The sequence below is a fragment of the Streptomyces sp. DSM 120436 genome (assembly GCF_055778765.1).
Map to the genome: position 1 here is coordinate 356,122 of NZ_JBSKBS010000001.1, position 17,705 is coordinate 373,826.

Consider the following 17,705-nt stretch of genomic DNA (forward strand, 5'->3'; position numbering starts at 1 on the left):
GCCAGACCACGCTCAGGCTGGCCCCCGTAGGGCCATGCTGAGCACTGCGCGCGGGCGCGCCGGCCGTCCTATCCTCGCGGTCATGGGGACACCACTGGGCGACTTCCTGCGGCTCAAGCGCGACAGCACCCAGCCGGAGCAGCTGGGGCTCCCGGAGCACGGCCGCCGCCGCTCCCCCGGACTGCGCCGCTCGGACGTGGCCGCGCGGGCCGGGGTCAGCGTCGAGTACCTGACCCGGATCGAGCAGGGCCGCGACCGCAACCCCTCGGTGGCCGTGCTGCACGCGCTGAGCGACGCGCTCGCGCTGACCCCGGCGGAGCGGGAGCACGTGCGGTACCTGGCGAAGATCGGCAGCGACGAGTGCACCGGTCACCTCGGACGCGAGCCCGCCCGCCGTGACGTGCGGGCGTCCGTGCGGGAGACGCTGCGGCTGCTGGAGCCGGGCGTCGCGGTGGTCACCAACCGGCTGGGCGACCTCCTCGCCTGGACCTCCGGCTACGCGGCGGTCGCGGCCGGCACGGGACTGCTGGACGCGGACGAGCCGAACCTCACGCGGTACGTGTTCACCGACCCGCGCGCCCGGTCGTACTTCGCCGACTGGGCCGAGGTCGCCGACGAGCAGGTCTTCGACCTGTGGCTGGGTCCGAAGGCGGAGAACGCGGAGTGGCTGGCGGCGGAGCTGGCGCCCGCGGCCGGCCCGGAGTTCACCCGCCGGATGAACCGCCACAAGGTCCCGGAGCGGGGCGTTCTGCGCCTCCGCCACCCCGACGCGGGTGACCTGCGGCTGCGCCGCGAGTTCCTCGAACTCCCGTCGGACTCCCAGCTGCTGCTGGTCCTCCTGCCTGACGACGAGGCGACGTCCGGGGCGATCGCCCGCCTCCGCGACCGCACGGGGCGCGGGCGGCTGCGGGCGATCTCCTAGGTCTTCCGGACCTCCCAGGGGCGCTCAGTCCAGGTGCGTCGGCGCGAACATGCGCAGGTGCGCCGGGAGGACGACGACGGAGGGGCCTCGGGTGGAGAGGGACTTGGCGAGGTCCTCCTCCAGGGTCTCCGGGGTGGTGCGGGCGCCCGGCACCCCGAAGGACTCGGCCAGGGCCACGAAGTCCGGGCGGGTCAGTTCCGTCGCCGTGGGCTCACCGAAGGCGTCGGTCATGTACGCGCGCAGGATGCCGTAGCCACCGTCGTCGACGATCAGCCAGGTGACGTCGAGGTCGTGCTGGCGTGCCGTGGCCAGCTCGGCGATCGAGTACAGCGCGCCGCCGTCGCCGGAGACCGCCAGCACCGGGCGGGTGGGATCGGCGACCGCCGCGCCCAGGGCCGCCGGGAAGCCGTAGCCGAGGCCGCCGGCGCCCTGTGCCGAGTGCAGGTGGTTGGGGCCCATCGCGTCGAACGCCGACCACGCCCAGTAGGCGAGGATCGTCATGTCCCAGAAGGAGGGCGAACCGGTCGGCAGGGCGCGCCGCACGGCCGTCAGCACCTGCTGCTCCAGCGCCAGGTCCTGCGCGTCGATGCGGGACCGCACCCGGTCCAGCAGCTCCCGCACCCGCGCGGGGGCGTTCTCGTCCTCACGCGGTTCGACCGTCTCCAGGAGCGCCTGGAGCGCGAGGCGGGCGTCCGCGTGGATGCCGATGCCGGGGTGGTTGGACTCCAGCTTGCCGAGGTCGGCCTCGATCTGGACGACCCGGCCGCGGGGCGCGAACGTGTGGTAGTTCGAGGAGAGTTCGCCGAGGCCGGAGCCGACGACGAGCAGGACGTCCGCGTCCTCCAGGAAGTCGGTGGTGTGGCGGTCCTCCAGCCAGGACTGGAGGGACAGCGGGTGGGTCCACGGGAAGGCGCCCTTGCCGCCGGGGGTGGTGACCACCGGCGCCTGGATCCGCTCGGCGAGCTGCCGCAGCTTGCCGGAGGCGTCGGAGCGGACCACTCCCCCGCCCGCGACGATTACGGGACGGGCCGCGCCGGCCAGCAGGTGCGCGGCGAGCGCGGTGAGTTCGGGGCGTGGGGGCAGTTCGTCCGGGGTGGCGTCCATCGCCGTCACCACGGGCAGCATCGTCTCGGCGAGCAGCACGTCCTGCGGGATCTCCACCCACACCGGGCCGTGCGGGACGGTGAGGGCCGACTTCCAGGCCGCCGCGATCGCCGAGGGGATCTGGGAGGCCGTACGGACCGTGTGCACGGACTTGACCACGCCCCGGAACGAGGCGGACTGGTCGGGGAGTTCGTGCAGGTAGCCGTGGCGGCCGCCGCCGAGCCCGGCGGTCGGCACCTGGCTGCTGATCGCCAGCACCGGTGCGGACGCGGCCGCCGCCTCCTGCAGCGCGGGCAGCGAGGTCAGCGCGCCGGGGCCGGTGGACAGCAGCAGCGGGGCCGCCTCACCGGTGATGCGGCCGTAGGCGTCCGCCGCGAAGCCGGCGTTGTTCTCCACGCGCAGACCGATGTGGCGCAGGTCGGAGCGGCGCAGGGCGTCGAACACGCCGAGGGCGTGCTGGCCGGGCAGGCCGAAGACGGTCGTCGCGCCGAGCCCGGCCAGGGTCTCCACGACCAGGTCGCCGCCGGTACGGCCGGGGGGAGGGTTGAGCGCGGCCTCCGTCTGGGCGGCGGTCGGGCGGAGCTCCAGGTCGTGGTCGTGCGTCACTTGGCGCGGGCCTCCGCGATCTGCCGGGACATGATGGTGGTCAGTTCGTACGCCGTGTGGGACGCGGCGACCGAGGTGATCTCGGCGTGGTCGTAGGCGGGCGCCACCTCGACGACGTCGGCCGAGACCAGGTTGCAGGAGGCGAGGCCGCGCAGGATCTCCAGCAGTTCGCGGGAGGTCATGCCGCCCGCCTCGGGCGTGCCGGTGCCGGGCGCGTGGGCGGGGTCGAGGCAGTCGATGTCGATGGAGATGTACAACGGGCGGTCGCCGATGCGCTGGCGGAGCTGGTCGGCGACCTCGTCGGCGCCGCGGCGGTAGACGTCGGCGGAGGTGACGATGCCGAAGCCCATCTTCTCGTCGTCGGTGAGGTCCTGCTTGCCGTAGAGGGGGCCGCGGGTGCCGACGTGGGAGAGGGCGGAGGTGTCGAGGACGCCCTCCTCGACGGCCCGGCGGAACGGCGTGCCGTGGGTGTACTCGGCGCCGAAGTAGGTGTCCCAGGTGTCGAGGTGCGCGTCGAAGTGGAGCAGCGCGACCGGGCCGTGCTTCTTGGCGACCGAGCGCAGCAGCGGCAGCGCGATGGTGTGGTCGCCGCCGAGGGTCATCAGGCGGGCGCCGGTGCCGAGGAGGTCGTCGGCGGCGGCCTCTATGGTCTCGACGGCCTCGTTGATGTGGAACGGGTTCACGGCGATGTCACCGCCGTCCGCGACCTGCGCCAGGGCGAACGGAGAGGCGTCCTGCGCGGGGTTGTAGGGGCGCAGCAGCCGGGACGCCTCGCGGATGGCGTTGCCGCCGAAGCGGGCGCCGGGCCGGTAGGAGACGCCCGAGTCGAACGGCACGCCGACCACGGCGACGTCGGCGCGGCCGACCTCGTCGAGGCGCGGCAGCCGGGCGAAGGTCGCGGGTCCCGCGTAGCGCGGCACGCGGGAGGAGTCGACGGGGCCGCGGGGCGTCTCGTTGCTGCTCATGGAGGACTGCTCTCTTTCCTACGCTTCGTCGCGTATGTGCTGACTGGCCACGATGCTACTGGGCGGCCGGGACCTGTTCGGACACGGTTTCGGACGTGCTGTCGTGCGCGGGGCGCGTCCGGCGAGGCGTGCGCGCCAGGCAGCGAGCACGACCTCGTCGGTGGGGCGGGCGGCGGGGGACGACGGCTGTCCGCCCGCGCCCGCGGGCATGCCGGTGACCCGACCCTAGGCGGCCGAAAAGCGACTGCGAAGTGTACGTTTCATCCACGATCGGCGACCTGGGATGGAGGAAACGTCCACCATGCCGGACCCCACTGTTCCGCCCACCCCTCCCGTGCCCCTGGACGCGCTGCTGGCCCGCGCGGACCTGGGCCTGCGCCGGGTCGCGGGCCCCGCGGACCCGGCCGCCGTGGTGCACTGGGCCCAGACCTCGGAGATGGCCGACCCCTACCCGTACCTGCTGGGCGGCGAGCTGCTGCTGTCGGCGGGCGTGCACGTCCCGGAGGGCGCCGGCGCGGGCTACTTCGACGCGTACGTCTCACGGATCGTCGCGGCGGGCGGGGCGGCGCTCGGCTTCGGTGTGGCGCCCGTGCACGACGCGGTGCCCGGGGCGCTGGCGGAGGCGTGCGAGATGCACGGGCTGCCGCTGCTGGAGGTGCCGCCCCGGACGACGTTCTCGGCGGTGGCGCGGGCGCTGTGGCAGCTGATGACGCAGGCCCGCACGGCCGAGCTGCGGCGGGTCACGGAGGCCCAGCAGAGCCTGGCCACCGCCGCCGCCCGCCCCGACCCGGTCCCCGCCGTCCTCCAGCAGCTCGCCCGCCGCCTGGGCGGACGCGCGGTGCTGTACGGCCCCGAGGGCGCCGAGATCGCGGGCGCGGGGGCGGACCCGGGCGAGGAGGTGCGGGCGGCACTGGCGAAGCTCGCGGAGGTGGTGCGGCCCCCGGGCGGCACGGACCCCGGGCAGGAGACCGCGGACGCCCGCCCCTCCTCCGCGAGCGACACGGTCGCCGGGGTGCGGCTGGTCGCCCACGGGCTGGGCGGCGGCGAGGGGTTCGTGCTCGGGACGGCCGCCCCGCGGCGGGACGCGGGCGACCACGCCGTCGCGTCCGTCGCGGCCGTGCTGCTCTCCCTGCTCACCGGCGAGCGGCACAGCGGTTCCGGCGCCGGCCGCTCCTCCGCGCTGGTGCGGCTGCTGCTGGGGGCGACGCCCGCGGAGGTGGCGCCGCTGCTCGGCGGGGACCGGTGGCGGGTGGTGCACGGCAGGCCGGACGGGCGGAGGGCGCCGGACCCGGTGGCCGCCTCCGCGCTGGGCGCCGCGCTCGGCTCGGCGCTGGTGGACGTGGCGGGCGAGGCGGTGCGGGTGCTGGTGCCCGGCGGGCGGACGGTGGACCGGGTGCCGGGCTGGACGCTCGGCGTCAGCGCGGCGGCGGCCCCGCGGGACTGGCCGGCCGCCGACACCCAGGCCGCCCGCGCCCTGGCCCGGGCCCGCGCCACCCGTGCCCCGCTGCTGCGCCACGGCGACCGTCCGGCCCTCACCGACCTGGTCCCGCCGGACGACGCCGACGCCCACGCCCGCGCGCTGCTCACCCCGATAGCGCAGGCCCCGGCCCTGGTGGACACGTTGCGCACCTGGCTGTCCCTGCACGGCAGCTGGGACCGCACGGCGGTGGCCCTGGGCGTGCACCGCAACACCGTGCGGCAGCGGATCGCGCGGTGCGCGGCCCTGCTGGAGGCGGACCTGGACGACCCGGACGTGCGGATGGAGCTGTGGTTCGCGCTGCGGCGGACCTGAGCGGCCGTGCGGCGCCGGAGGGCGGCCCCCTGAGTAGCAGTGCGGAGTCGTCTGAGTACGTGACGCACGTCCCAGCGCGCGATACGCCAGGGACGGCCCCTGTCGGCTGCCTCACAATGGGGGCATGCCGATACCCGGGACTCCCAGTCGCGCCGAACTCGTCGAACACCTGGTCGCCACCCGCATCGCGGGCGAGGTCGCCACGCCGCGTGAGAACAACCTCTCCCACTACCGGAAGCTGGCGAACGGCGACCGGCACTACTGGCTCGGCCTGGAGCTCGGCGAGCGCTGGACCGACGAGCAGGACGTGCTCGCGGTGATGGCCGAGCGGGTCGGCGTGAACGACGATCCGGAGCACCGGTACGGGCAGGACACCATCGACCCGGAGCTGACGGTCGACGGCCTCGAACGGATGGCCGGGCGGCTGCGCAAGGCGGCGGAGGGACGGCAGCGGGTGCTGCTGGCGACCGGTCACCCGGGCGGTCTGCTGGACGTGCACCGGGCGACGGCCGGCGCGCTGCGGGCGGCGGGCTGCGACATCGTGGTCATCCCGGACGGGCTGACCACGGAGGAGGGCTACGTGATGCAGTTCGCGGACGTGGCGGTGCTGGAGCACGGGGCGACGCTGTGGCACACCCACTCGGGCGCGCCGATGAAGACGATCCTGACGGCGCTGGAGCGGGAGGGCCGCCCGCTGCCCGACCTGGTGGTCGCCGACCACGGCTGGGCGGGCGCCGCCGGCCAGTACGGCGTGGACTCCGTCGGGTACGCCGACTGCAACGACCCGGCGCTGTTCCTCGCCGAGGCCGAGGGCACGGTCCAGGTGACGGTCCCGCTGGACGACCACGTGACCAGCCCCCGTCACTACGACCCGATGACGGCGTACCTGCTGGCGCAGGCCGGTCTGACGCGGTGAGACGCCCTCGCCGGCCGGGTGCGGGGGACGCACCCGGCCGGTGAGGGCGGCCGGCGGACGCGCGGGTCAGCCGAGGAACGGGACGGCGTCGGCGGGGTCGGCATGCCAGTTGGTGGCGACGGGCCGGTCGACCGTGGCGGTGCCGGGCAGGCGCAGCGTGACGGAGTTCCCCTCGTCACCGGCGACCGAGAGGTGGAGCCGGTCGAACTCGATGCCGTTGTCGTCGTTGGTGCTCTTGGGGCTGATGCCGGCGTAGGCGGCGGTGGAGCCGGCGAGGACGATGTCGTCGCTGACGCCGTGCTCGGCGGGCGAGACCTCGGTGTCGGGGGAGGAGCCGAAGGAGGCGGAGGGGAAGACGCCTTCCAGGTGGCAGACGAGACCGGGCTTGGCCTTGGCGGTGATCAGGTAGTAGCCGCCCGCCTGCGTCTCGGCCGTGACCTTGAAGTTCAGGTCGCTGGTCGCACAGGGCCGGGTGGTGAAGCCGCTGTCGGCGGTGGCGGTGGCGGTCGCGGCGCCGCCGAGGGCGAGTGCGGCGACGGCGGCCAGGGCGAAGCGGGCGGAGCGGGTGGCGAAGCGTGAACGCACGGTGTTCTCCAGGCTGTGACGTGGTGGGTCGTCCGGCGGGCCGCCGGGGATGACCGCAGCTTGTGCCGTGATCCGTCCCACCCGCCACACCGGACGCCCGGGACGGGACGCCGGAACGCTGGAACGGCCGCTGACCAGCGCGGATTCCCGTGCCCTGGAACGCTCCCCTGGGACGCGGGCCGGCCGTCCGGGCCCTCGCGGGGCGCCGCTTTCCCCCACCCAGGAGGAGCGGGGAGGGGCCGGCGCCGGCTCAGTCCTCGCGCGGGACGCGGACCACGCCCTCCTGGATGACGGAGACCGCGAGGCGGCCGTCCTGGGTGTAGATGCGGCCCTGGCCGAGACCCCGGCCGCCGTGGGCCGACGGGGACTGCTGGTCGTACAGCAGCCACTCGTCCGCGCGGAACGGGCGGTGGAACCACATCGCGTGGTCCAGGGACGCCCCGACCACGTCGCCGACCGCCCAGCCGCCGCGCCCGTGGGCGAGGAGGATCGAGTCCAGCAGCGTCATGTCGGAGACGTACGTGGCGAGCACGACGTGGAGCAGCGGGTCGTCGCCGTCGACCTTGCCGTTGGTGCGGAACCAGACCTGGGAGTGGGGGTCGCGCGGTGCGCCGAAGCGGCCGTAGGGCGGGTCGTCGACGTAGCGCAGGTCGACGGCCGCGCGGGCGCCGAGGTAGCGGTGCACGACGTCGGCCGACAGGTGCGGATAGCTCCGCAGCCGCTCCTCGGAGGTGGGGAGCGTCTCCGGGTCCGGGGAGTCCGGCATCGGCGCCTGGTGGTCCAGGCCCTCCTCGTGCGCCTGGAAGGACGCGGAGAGGTGGAAGATCGGCTTGCCGTGCTGGACCGCCACCACCCGCCGGGTGGTGAAGGACCGGCCGTCGCGGATCCGGTCGACGGTGTAGACGATCGGCGCGCCCGGGTCGCCGATGCGCAGGAAGTACGCGTGCAGCGAGTGCGGGGGCCGGTCCGCGGGGACGGTGCGCCCCGCGGCGACCAGGGCCTGCGCCGCCACCTGCCCGCCGAAGACGCGGGGGACGGCGGAGGCGCGGGACCGGCCGCGGAAGATGTTCTCCTCGATCTGCTCGAGGTCGAGCAGATCGAGGAGTTCCTGGAGAGCCTGACTCATGGAATCAGTTGTATACGGCAGGGATTTCTGGGACCTTACAGGCCCATGTCCTTGGCGATGATCGACTTCATGATCTCGCTGGTGCCGCCGTAGATGCGGTTGACCCGGTTGTCCGCGTACAGGCGGGCGATCGGGTACTCGTTCATGTAGCCGTAGCCGCCGTGCAGCTGGAGGCAGCGGTCGATGACGCGGTGGGCGACCTCGGTGCAGAACAGCTTGGCGCTGGCGGCCTCGGCGGGCGTCAGCTCGCCGGCGTCCAGGGCCTCGGTGGCGCGGTCGGCGACGGCCTCGGCGGCGTCCACCTCGGCCTGGCAGGCGGCCAGCTCGAACTTGGTGTTCTGGAAGTGGGCGACCGGCTTGCCGAAGACGGTGCGCTCCTGCACGTACTGCTTGGCGAACCGGACGGCGGCCTTGGCCTGGGCGTAGGCGCCGTAGGCGATGCCCCAGCGCTCGGAGGCCAGGTTGTGGCCGAGGTAGGAGAAGCCCTTGTTCTCCTCGCCGAGCAGGTCCTCGGCGGGGACCTTGACGTCGACGAACGCCAGCTCGGCGGTGTCGGAGGTGCGCAGGCCGAGCTTGTCGAGCTTGCGGCCCACCGAGTAGCCCTCGGACTTGGTGTCCACGGCGAACAGGGAGATGCCGTGGCGGCGGTCCTCGGCCGTGGGGGCGGCGGTGCGGGCGCAGACGATCACCTTGTCGGCGTGCACGCCGCCGGTGATGAAGGTCTTGGCGCCGTTGAGGACGTAGTGGGTGCCGTCCTCGCTCAGCTTGGCGGTGGTCTTCATGCCCGCGAGGTCGGAGCCGGTGCCCGGCTCGGTCATCGCGATGGCCCACATCTCCTCGCCGGTGACGAACTTCGGGAGGTAACGCTTCTTCTGCTCGTCCGTGGCCAGCATCTTGATGTAGGGCAGGGCGAGCAGCACGTGCACGCCGGAGCCGCCGAACTGGACGCCCGCGCGGGCGGTCTCCTCGTAGAGGACGGCCTCGAACTTGTGGGTGTCCATGCCGGCGCCGCCGTACTCCTCCGGCACGCTGATGCCGAAGACGCCGAGCTCACCGAGCTTGTAGTAGAAGTCGCGGGGCGCCTGTCCGGCCGCGAACCACTCGTCGTAGACGGGGACGACCTCGGCCTCGATGAAGGCGCGGATGGTCTCCCGGAACGCCTCGTGATCCTCGTTGAAAATCGTACGGCGCACTGTCCGCCACCTCCGCAGCCTGGGCATGTCTAAGCGCTTGCTCAGAGCAAGGTACCGGCGAGTATCCTCGCCCGTCCAGACCGGGCGCTCCGTAACGCTCGTCACTCCTGGGCGGACAGCGGCCCCGCAGGGACCTCAGGCGTCCGCCGCCGCCGCGAACGCCCCCCGCGCCATCCGGTGGAGCAGCTCCGCCGTGCCCGCGCGGTCCGGGAGGGAGCCCGGGCGGGTGAGGTGGGGGGTGGAGTTGAGGAGGCCGAAGACCGAGTGGACCGCCGAGCGGGCGGTGGGCTCGGCGAGGTCCGGGTAGAGGCGGCGCACCACGCCCACCCACAGTTCGACGTACCGCCGCTGGAGCCGGCGCACCAGCTTGCGGTCGGCGTCCCGGAGGCGGTCCAGCTCGCGGTCGTGCAGGGTGATGAGCGGGCGGTCGTCGAGCGCGAAGTCGATGTGCCCCTCGATCAGCGAGTCGAGGACCGCCCCGGGGGCCGCCCCGTCCGCCCGGTCCGCCTCTTCGAGCCGCCGCCGCGCACCGGTCAGCAGCGACTCGCTGATGCCGACCAGCAGCTCCGCGAGCATCGCGTCCTTGCCCGGGAAGTGCCGGTAGAGGCCGGGCCCGCTGATGCCGACGGCGGCGCCTATCTCGTCGACGCCGACCCCGTGGAAGCCCCGCTCGGCGAAGAGCCGCGCGGCCTCCTTGAGGATCTGCTCGCGGCGGGTGGGGGCGTCGGTTCTGGTGGCCATGGAGACGATTCTAGACAGGGAGGTTAGCGGTCGTTAACCTGGAGGAAATGCGTTAACGCTCATTAACACGTGAGGGGACCCGCAGGATGCACGAGGCACCGGAGCTTCACAGCGCGGCAGATCCCGCGTCGGAGGCCTTTCGGGCCAACGAGGAGGCGCACCGCGCCCTCGTCGAGGAGCTGCGCGGCAAGCTGGCCGCGGCGGCGCTCGGCGGCGGCGAGCGGGCGCGCGCCCGCCACACGGCGCGCGGGAAGCTGCTCCCGCGCGACCGGGTGGACACCCTCCTCGACCCCGGCTCGCCCTTCCTGGAGCTGGCCCCGCTGGCCGCCGACGGGATGTACGACGGGCAGGCGCCGGCGGCCGGGGTGATCGCCGGGATCGGCCGGGTCGCGGGCCGCGCGTGCGTGATCGTCGCCAACGACGCCACCGTCAAGGGCGGCACGTACTACCCGATGACCGTGAAGAAGCACCTGCGTGCGCAGGAGGTGGCCCTGGACAACCGGCTGCCCTGCGTCTACCTGGTGGATTCGGGGGGCGCCTTCCTGCCGATGCAGGACGAGGTGTTCCCGGACCGGGACCACTTCGGCCGCATCTTCTACAACCAGGCCCGGATGTCGGGCGCCGGCATCCCGCAGATCGCGGCGGTGCTCGGCTCCTGCACGGCGGGCGGGGCGTACGTGCCCGCGATGAGCGACGAGGCGGTGATCGTGCGCAACCAGGGCACGATCTTCCTCGGCGGCCCGCCGCTGGTGAAGGCGGCCACGGGTGAGGTGGTCACGGCGGAGGAGCTGGGCGGCGGCGAGGTCCACTCGCGGGTGTCCGGGGTGACCGACCACCTCGCCGAGGACGACGCGCACGCGCTCAGGATCGTGCGCCAGATCGTCTCCACGCTCCCCGCGCGCGGGGAGCTGCCCTGGCGGGTGGAGCCGGTCGTCGAGCCGAAGGTGGACCCGGCCGGGCTGTACGGCGCGGTGCCGGTGGACTCCCGCACCCCCTACGACGTGCGGGAGATCATCGCGCGCGTCGTGGACGGCTCCCGGTTCGCCGAGTTCAAGGCGGAGTTCGGGCAGACCCTGGTCACCGGCTTCGCGCACCTCCACGGCCACCCGGTGGGGATCGTCGCCAACAACGGCATCCTGTTCGCCGAGTCCGCCCAGAAGGGCGCCCACTTCATCGAGCTGTGCGACCAGCGCGGCATCCCCCTGGTGTTCCTGCAGAACATCTCCGGCTTCATGGTCGGCAAGGACTACGAGGCGGGCGGCATCGCCAAGCACGGCGCCAAGATGGTCACGGCGGTCGCCTGCACGCGCGTGCCGAAGCTGACCGTCGTGGTCGGCGGGTCCTACGGCGCGGGCAACTACTCCATGTGCGGGCGGGCGTACTCGCCCCGCTTCCTGTGGATGTGGCCGAACGCCAAGATCTCGGTGATGGGCGGCGAGCAGGCCGCCTCCGTCCTCGCGACCGTCAAGCGGGACCAGTTGGAGGCGCGCGGCGAGGAGTGGCCCGCGGAGGAGGAAGAGGCCTTCAAGGCGCCGGTCCGCGCCCAGTACGAGCGGCAGGGGAACGCCTACTACGCGACGGCCCGCCTCTGGGACGACGGCGTGATCGACCCGATGGAGACCCGGCAGGTGCTGGGGCTGGCCCTGACCGCGTGCGCCAACGCGCCCCTGGGTGACCCCCAGTTCGGCGTCTTCCGGATGTGAGGGGACCCCTGACGATGACTGATCAGATGTTCGACACGGTGCTGGTGGCCAACCGGGGCGAGATCGCCGTCCGCGTCGTGCGCACGCTGCGGTCGCTGGGCGTGCGCTCGGTGGCGGTGTACTCCGACGCGGACGCCGGGGCGCGGCACGTCCGGGAGGCCGACACGGCGGTGCGGATCGGGCCGGCGCCGGCCGCGGAGAGCTACCTGTCGGCGGAGCGGCTGCTGGAGGCGGCCGCCCGCACCGGCGCGCGGGCGGTGCACCCGGGGTACGGCTTCCTCGCCGAGAACGCGGAGTTCGCGCGGGCCTGCGAGGCGGCGGGCCTCGTGTTCATCGGGCCCCCGGCGGACGCCATCGCCCTGATGGGCGACAAGATCCGCGCGAAGGAGACGGTGAAGGCGGCCGGGGTGCCGGTGGTGCCCGGCTCCAGCGGCAGCGGGCTGACGGACGCGCAGCTCGTGGAGGCGGCCCGGGAGATCGGCATGCCGGTGCTGCTGAAGCCGTCGGCGGGCGGCGGCGGCAAGGGCATGCGGCTGGTGCGGGACGCGGAGCGGCTGGCGGACGAGATCGCCGCCGCCCGGCGTGAGGCCCGCGCCTCCTTCGGCGACGACACCCTGCTGGTGGAGCGGTGGATCGACCGGCCCCGGCACATCGAGATCCAGGTGCTGGCCGACGGCCACGGGAACGTGGTGCACCTGGGCGAGCGCGAGTGCTCGCTCCAGCGGCGCCACCAGAAGATCGTCGAGGAGGCGCCCAGCGTGCTCCTCGACGAGGCGACCAGGGCGGCGATGGGCGAGGCGGCCGTGCAGGCGGCCCGCTCGTGCGGCTACCGGGGTGCGGGCACGGTGGAGTTCATCGTCCCGGGCGACGACCCGTCGGCGTACTGCTTCATGGAGATGAACACCCGGCTCCAGGTGGAGCACCCGGTCACCGAGCTCGTCACGGGGCTCGACCTGGTGGAGTGGCAGCTTCGGGTCGCTGCGGGCGAGCGGCTGCCGTTCGGGCAGGACGACGTCCGGCTGACCGGGCACGCGGTCGAGGCACGCCTGTGCGCCGAGGACCCCGCGCGGGGCTTCCTGCCCTCCGGCGGCACGGTGCTGCGGCTGCGCGAGCCGCAGGGCGACGGCGTGCGCACCGACTCGGGGCTCACCGAGGGCACGGAGGTCGGCAGCCTCTACGACCCGATGCTGTCCAAGGTCATCGCGTACGGCCCCGACCGGGCGACCGCGCTGCGCAAGCTGCGGGCGGCGCTCGCGGAGACGGTGACGCTGGGCGTGCAGACCAACGCGGGCTTCCTGCGGCGACTGCTCGCGCACCCGGCGGTGGTCTCCGGCGAGCTGGACACCGGACTGGTGGAGCGCGAGGCTGACTCCCTGGTCGGCGGCGAGGTGCCGGCCGAGGTGTACGCGGCGGCGGCGCTGCTGCGCCAGGCCGCCCTCGCGCCCGCCGCGGGCCCCGGCTGGCGGGACCCGTTCGCCGCCGCCGACGGCTGGCGGATGGGCGGCGGCCGGGCCTGGACCGCGCACCACCTGCGGGTGGCGGGCCACGACCCGGTGACCGTGCGGGTCCGGGCCACCGCCGCCGGCGGCACGGAACTGCTGCCGCCCGGCGCGGAGACCCCGCTGAGGGCGTCCGCGGGGCCGCTGGAGGGGCACCGGTTCACCTGCGCGCTGGACGGCGTCGCGCACACCTTCGCCGCCCTGCCCGACGGCTCCTGGCTGGGCCGGGACGGCGACGCCTGGCAGGTACGGGACCACGACCCGGTGGCCGCGTCCCTCACCCGGGCGGGTCAGGCGGGCGCCGACTCGCTGACCGCGCCGATGCCGGGCACGGTGACGGTGGTGAAGGTCGCCGTCGGCGACGAGGTGGACGCGGGCCAGAGCCTGCTGGTGGTGGAGGCGATGAAGATGGAGCACGTCATCTCCGCCCCGCACGCCGGCACGGTCACCGAACTGGACGTGTCCCCGGGCACGACGGTCGCCATGGACCAGGTGCTCGCGGTCATCGCGCCCGTGGGGACGGCGGAAGGGGACACGGCGTGAACGCCGGTGAGCTCGGCCTGCCCATGACCGTACCGGCCGGGGGGCTGCCCCGGCGGGTGCGGATCCACGAGGTGGGCGCCCGCGACGGCCTGCAGAACGAGAGGGCGACCGTGCCGACGGCCGTCAAGACGGAGTTCGTCCGCCGGCTGGCCGGCGCGGGCCTGACCACGATCGAGGCGACGAGCTTCGTGCACCCCGAGTGGGTGCCCCAGCTCGCGGACGCCGAGGAGCTGTACCCGGCGGTGTCCGGCCTGCCGGTGGAGCTGCCGGTGCTGGTGCCCAACGAGCGCGGCCTGGACCGCGCGCTGGCGCTGGGCGCCCGCCGGGTGGCGGTGTTCGCCAGCGCCACGGAGTCCTTCGCCCAGGCCAACCTCAACCGCACGGTGGACGAGGCGCTGGCCATGTTCGAGCCGGTGGTGGCCCGCGCGAAGGAGCAGGGCGTCCATGTGCGCGGCTATCTGTCGATGTGCTTCGGCGACCCCTGGGAGGGCGCGGTCCCCGTCCCCCAGGTGGTGCGCGTGTCCCGGGCGCTGCTCGACATGGGCTGCGACGAGCTGAGCCTGGGCGACACGGTCGGGGTGGCGACCCCCGGTCATGTGACGGCCCTGATCGGCGCGCTCACGGAGGCGGGCGTGCCCGTCGCCGCGCTGGGCGTGCACTTCCACGACACCTACGGCCAGGCACTGTCCAACACGCTGGCCGCCCTCCAGCAGGGCGTCACCACGGTCGACGCCTCGGCCGGCGGACTGGGCGGCTGCCCCTACGCGAAGTCCGCCACCGGCAACCTCGCCACCGAAGACCTCGTGTGGATGCTGCGGGGCCTCGGCATCGACACCGGGGTCGACCTCGGCCGTCTGGTCGCCACAAGCGTCTGGATGGCCGCCCACCTGGGCCGGCCCAGCCCGTCCCGCACCGTACGAGCCCTCTCCCACCAGGAGCAGTGACGACATGGACCACAAGCTCTCCCCCGAACTCGAGGAACTCCGCCGCACGGTCGAGGAGTTCGCGCACGACGTGGTGGCGCCGAAGATCGGCGACTTCTACGAGCGGCACGAGTTCCCGTACGAGATCGTGCGGGAGATGGGCCGCATGGGCCTGTTCGGCCTGCCGTTCCCGGAGGAGTACGGCGGCATGGGCGGCGACTACTTCGCGCTCGGCGTGGCGCTGGAGGAACTGGCGCGGGTGGACTCCTCGGTGGCCATCACCCTGGAGGCGGGCGTCTCGCTGGGCGCCATGCCGCTGCACCTGTTCGGCACCGAGGAGCAGAAGCGTGCGTGGCTGCCCCGGCTGTGCTCGGGCGAGATCCTGGGCGCGTTCGGGCTGACCGAGCCGGACGGCGGCAGCGACGCGGGCGCGACCCGCACGACGGCCCGGCTGGACGAGGCGACGGACGAGTGGGTGATCAACGGCACCAAGTGCTTCATCACCAACTCCGGCACGGACATCACCGGTCTGGTCACGGTCACCGCCGTCACCGGCCGCAAGCCCGACGGCAAGCCCCGGATCTCCGCGATCATCGTGCCGTCCGGCACCCCGGGCTTCACGGTCGCGGCGCCGTACTCCAAGGTCGGCTGGAACGCCTCGGACACGCGGGAGCTGTCCTTCCAGGACGTGCGCGTCCCGGCGGCCAACCTGCTGGGCGAGGAGGGCCGGGGCTACGCCCAGTTCCTGCGCATCCTCGACGAGGGCCGCATCGCGATCGCGGCGCTGGCCACGGGTCTCGCGCAGGGCTGTGTGGACGAGTCGGTGAAGTACGCCGGGGAACGGCACGCGTTCGGACGTCCGATCGGCTCGAACCAGGCGATCCAGTTCAAGATCGCCGACATGGAGATGAAGGCGCACACGGCGCGGCTGGCGTGGCGGGACGCGGCCAGCCGGCTGGTGGCGGGCGAGCCGTTCAAGAAGGAGGCGGCGCTGGCCAAGCTGTACTCCTCCACGGTGGCCGTGGACAACGCGCGCGACGCCACGCAGATCCACGGCGGTTACGGCTTCATGAACGAGTACCCGGTGGCCCGCATGTGGCGCGACTCCAAGATCCTGGAGATCGGCGAGGGCACCAGCGAGGTGCAGCGGATGCTGATCGCACGGGAGTTGGGCCTGACGGGCTGAGCGCGCCCGTGAGTGCGAGCGGCCCGCGCCGGCCACGGCGCGGGCCGCGGCCGTGCCGCCGGGTGACCCGGATCACGGTGCGGGACCGGTGCTTCCGGGAGGGGGACACCGTATGCCCTCTGGACAGATCGTTTGGTTAGGCTAACCTAACGCTGTTTGCACACCGGTCCCGTACGCACGAAAGCAGACCCTTCCATGTCGAACGCCAGAACCGCCCGCCTGACCCGTCGCGGACTGCTCGCCGCCGGTGGTGCCCTCGGTCTCGGCGCCGCGCTCACCGCCTGCGGGGGCGAGGACGCGAAGGACGGCGGCGCGGACGCGAAGGGTCCCGCGAAGTCCGGCCCCTGGTCCTTCAAGGACGACCGCGGCACCACGGTGAAGCTCGACGAGACGCCCGCGAACATCGTCGCGTTCACGGGCGTCGCCGCCGCGCTGTACGACTACGGCGTCGAGGTCAAGGGCGTCTTCGGCCCGACGAAGACCAGGGACGGCAAGGCCGACGTCCAGGCCGGCGACATGGACATCAGCAAGGTGACCATCCTGGGCAACGTCTGGGACCAGTTCAACGTCGAGAAGTACGCGGCCCTCGCGCCCGACGTCCTGATCTCCACGATGTTCGACGACGCCGGCACCCTCTGGTACGTCCCCGAGGCGTCCAAGGACAAGATCGCCAAGCTCGCGCCCAGCGTCGGCATCTCCGTGTTCGACCGTCAGCTCACCGGCCCGCTGCAGCGGATGTGGGAGCTGGCCGAGTCGCTCGGCGCCGACATGACGGCCGCCAAGGTCACCGACGCCAAGAAGCGCTTCGAGGCGGCCTCGGAGCGGCTGCGCAAGGCCGCCAAGGCCAGGCCCGAGATCAAGGTCCTGGTCGGCTCGGCGAGCCCGGAGCTGTTCTACGTCTCGGGCACCGACCTCTCGATCGACCTGGAGTACTTCAAGGCCCTCGGCGTGAACTTCGTGGAGCCCACGGAGGAGGCCAAGAAGGCCACCGGCGGCTGGTTCGAGAGCCTGAGCTGGGAGAACGTCGACAAGCACAAGGCCGACGTGATCATGATGGACGACCGCAGCTCGGCCATCCAGCCCGCCGACATCACCGAGGCGACCTGGAAGCAGCTCCCCGCCGTCAAGGCCGGCCAGGTCATCTCCCGCTCCACCGAGCCGATCCTGTCGTACGACAAGTGCGTGGCGCCCGTGGAGGCGCTCGCCGAGACCATCGAGAAGGCCGAGAAGGTCAGCTGACCCCTTTCCGCACGGTCCAGCCGCCCTCGACTCGCAGGAGCCCCCTCGTGACGACTGCCGTGGCCGCCCCGTTCCGTTTCCCCGCCCTTCGGGTCGCCGGGACGCGGCGGACCGGCCCGGCGGTCGCCGACGACCGCGCGATCCGTTTCCGCCCGCCCGAGGACACCGCGACGGTGCTGCCGTGGGCCGACGAGACCGCCCTGCCCGCCGCGGCCGCGGCCGCGGCCCTCCCGGCCGGCGCCCGCGCCCGGGCCTGGCTGGAGGTGCCGCGCGCCGGGGACGTCCAGGAGCTGCCGACCGCGGCGGACGCGGAGGTCACCTGGTTCGTCCGGGAGGGCGCCGCCGCCCCGGACTCCCCCCTGGCCCTGGACGCCGTCCGGCAGGCCGCCCTCCCCTCCCCCGAGCGCGCCTGCGCAGGGATCGCCGGGGAGTCGGGGCACGTGAAGCAGCTGCGCCGGAACTTCGTCCACGAGCGCGGTGTCGACCGCCGGCGGGTGACGTCCGTGGGCTACTGGCGGCGTTGCCCCTCGGAGGAGCGGCTACGCGAACAGGCGTGAGGAGTACGGGAGTTGGCGATCCGTCAAGGGACGTCGGGGCGTGACGACGGTCACGGGGGAAACGGGATTGCGGCCCGAAAACTTTGGTTAGGCTTACCTAAGTAA

The 17,705-nt window shown here is 73.6% G+C and carries 15 protein-coding genes; 9 read left to right on the forward strand and 6 right to left on the reverse strand.

The annotated features are described in order from the left end of the window. Positions 1 to 82 precede the first annotated feature (82 nt). On the forward strand, positions 83 to 922 hold the full coding sequence (locus ACWH4W_RS01580) for a helix-turn-helix domain-containing protein (protein WP_473074063.1): 840 nt from the start codon (positions 83 to 85) through the stop codon (positions 920 to 922). Between the two features lie 24 nt (positions 923 to 946). On the opposite strand, the gene ACWH4W_RS01585 is transcribed toward ACWH4W_RS01580, so the two are convergent. Together ACWH4W_RS01585 and speB are read right to left on the reverse strand one after the other, a co-directional pair. Further along, the gene (locus tag ACWH4W_RS01585) at positions 947 to 2,632 is read right to left on the reverse strand and encodes a thiamine pyrophosphate-binding protein (RefSeq protein ID WP_473074064.1); all 1,686 of its coding nucleotides are present in this window, start codon (positions 2,630 to 2,632) and stop codon (positions 947 to 949) included. Then, positions 2,629 to 3,597, reverse strand: a complete 969-nt coding sequence (gene speB, locus ACWH4W_RS01590; RefSeq protein WP_473074065.1) for an agmatinase — start codon at positions 3,595 to 3,597, stop codon at positions 2,629 to 2,631. Before speB ends, ACWH4W_RS01585 begins: the two co-directional genes overlap by 4 nt. 301 nt (positions 3,598 to 3,898) lie before the next feature. Here speB and ACWH4W_RS01595 point away from each other — a divergent pair, with 301 nt between their 5' ends. Continuing rightward, the gene (locus tag ACWH4W_RS01595) at positions 3,899 to 5,389 is read left to right on the forward strand and encodes a helix-turn-helix domain-containing protein (protein WP_473074066.1); all 1,491 of its coding nucleotides are present in this window, start codon (positions 3,899 to 3,901) and stop codon (positions 5,387 to 5,389) included. A gap of 124 nt (positions 5,390 to 5,513) precedes the next feature. Beyond that, on the forward strand, positions 5,514 to 6,305 hold the full coding sequence (locus tag ACWH4W_RS01600; protein ID WP_473074067.1) for a phosphatase: 792 nt from the start codon (positions 5,514 to 5,516) through the stop codon (positions 6,303 to 6,305). Positions 6,306 to 6,371: 66 nt separating this feature from the next. Here the strand turns inward: ACWH4W_RS01600 and ACWH4W_RS01605 are convergent, their stop codons facing one another. The 4 genes from ACWH4W_RS01605 to ACWH4W_RS01620 form a co-directional block, all read right to left on the reverse strand. Then, positions 6,372 to 6,890, reverse strand: a complete 519-nt coding sequence (locus tag ACWH4W_RS01605) for a DUF4232 domain-containing protein (protein WP_473074068.1) — start codon at positions 6,888 to 6,890, stop codon at positions 6,372 to 6,374. A 250-nt stretch (positions 6,891 to 7,140) separates the two neighbouring features. Then, a complete protein-coding gene (gene tesB / locus ACWH4W_RS01610; RefSeq protein WP_473074069.1) occupies positions 7,141 to 8,016 on the reverse strand; it encodes an acyl-CoA thioesterase II in 876 nt (291 codons plus the stop codon). Positions 8,017 to 8,051: 35 nt separating this feature from the next. Then, positions 8,052 to 9,209 (reverse strand): acyl-CoA dehydrogenase family protein, encoded by a 1,158-nt coding sequence (locus tag ACWH4W_RS01615; RefSeq protein WP_473074070.1) that lies wholly within the window; start codon positions 9,207 to 9,209, stop codon positions 8,052 to 8,054. A gap of 135 nt (positions 9,210 to 9,344) precedes the next feature. Beyond that, positions 9,345 to 9,950: an SACE_7040 family transcriptional regulator gene (locus tag ACWH4W_RS01620; RefSeq protein WP_473074071.1), complete on the reverse strand. Its 606-nt coding sequence runs from the start codon at positions 9,948 to 9,950 to the stop codon at positions 9,345 to 9,347. Positions 9,951 to 10,036: 86 nt separating this feature from the next. Between ACWH4W_RS01620 and ACWH4W_RS01625 the strand changes: the two genes are divergently transcribed. From ACWH4W_RS01625 to ACWH4W_RS01650, 6 genes are all read left to right on the forward strand, one after another. After that, positions 10,037 to 11,653, forward strand: coding sequence for a carboxyl transferase domain-containing protein (locus ACWH4W_RS01625; protein ID WP_473074072.1), 1,617 nt, complete (start codon positions 10,037 to 10,039; stop codon positions 11,651 to 11,653). Between the two features lie 26 nt (positions 11,654 to 11,679). After that, the gene (locus ACWH4W_RS01630) at positions 11,680 to 13,695 is read left to right on the forward strand and encodes an acetyl/propionyl/methylcrotonyl-CoA carboxylase subunit alpha (protein ID WP_473077386.1); all 2,016 of its coding nucleotides are present in this window, start codon (positions 11,680 to 11,682) and stop codon (positions 13,693 to 13,695) included. Beyond that, a complete protein-coding gene (locus ACWH4W_RS01635; protein ID WP_473074073.1) occupies positions 13,692 to 14,639 on the forward strand; it encodes a hydroxymethylglutaryl-CoA lyase in 948 nt (315 codons plus the stop codon). Before ACWH4W_RS01630 ends, ACWH4W_RS01635 begins: the two co-directional genes overlap by 4 nt. Positions 14,640 to 14,643: 4 nt before the next feature. After that, positions 14,644 to 15,804, forward strand: coding sequence for an acyl-CoA dehydrogenase family protein (locus tag ACWH4W_RS01640; protein WP_473074074.1), 1,161 nt, complete (start codon positions 14,644 to 14,646; stop codon positions 15,802 to 15,804). Between the two features lie 195 nt (positions 15,805 to 15,999). Then, positions 16,000 to 17,043 carry an ABC transporter substrate-binding protein gene (locus tag ACWH4W_RS01645; RefSeq protein WP_473074075.1) on the forward strand — a complete coding sequence of 348 codons (1,044 nt, stop codon included), beginning with the start codon at positions 16,000 to 16,002 and terminating at the stop codon, positions 17,041 to 17,043. Between the two features lie 47 nt (positions 17,044 to 17,090). Beyond that, positions 17,091 to 17,600 (forward strand): SIP domain-containing protein, encoded by a 510-nt coding sequence (locus tag ACWH4W_RS01650; protein ID WP_473074076.1) that lies wholly within the window; start codon positions 17,091 to 17,093, stop codon positions 17,598 to 17,600. Positions 17,601 to 17,705: the final 105 nt, after the last annotated feature.

Bases quoted from the DNA above. Each gene is read 5' to 3' on its own strand.
- ACWH4W_RS01580 (WP_473074063.1), top strand. From the start codon at position 83: ATGGGGACACCACTGGGCGACTTCCTGCGGCTCAAGCGCGACAGCACC.
- speB (WP_473074065.1), bottom strand. From the start codon at position 3,597: ATGAGCAGCAACGAGACGCCCCGCGGCCCCGTCGACTCCTCCCGCGTG.
- ACWH4W_RS01595 (WP_473074066.1), top strand. From the start codon at position 3,899: ATGCCGGACCCCACTGTTCCGCCCACCCCTCCCGTGCCCCTGGACGCG.
- ACWH4W_RS01600 (WP_473074067.1), top strand. From the start codon at position 5,514: ATGCCGATACCCGGGACTCCCAGTCGCGCCGAACTCGTCGAACACCTG.
- tesB (WP_473074069.1), bottom strand. From the start codon at position 8,016: ATGAGTCAGGCTCTCCAGGAACTCCTCGATCTGCTCGACCTCGAGCAG.
- ACWH4W_RS01620 (WP_473074071.1), bottom strand. From the start codon at position 9,950: ATGGCCACCAGAACCGACGCCCCCACCCGCCGCGAGCAGATCCTCAAG.
- ACWH4W_RS01625 (WP_473074072.1), top strand. From the start codon at position 10,037: ATGCACGAGGCACCGGAGCTTCACAGCGCGGCAGATCCCGCGTCGGAG.
- ACWH4W_RS01630 (WP_473077386.1), top strand. From the start codon at position 11,680: ATGTTCGACACGGTGCTGGTGGCCAACCGGGGCGAGATCGCCGTCCGC.
- ACWH4W_RS01640 (WP_473074074.1), top strand. From the start codon at position 14,644: ATGGACCACAAGCTCTCCCCCGAACTCGAGGAACTCCGCCGCACGGTC.
- ACWH4W_RS01645 (WP_473074075.1), top strand. From the start codon at position 16,000: ATGTCGAACGCCAGAACCGCCCGCCTGACCCGTCGCGGACTGCTCGCC.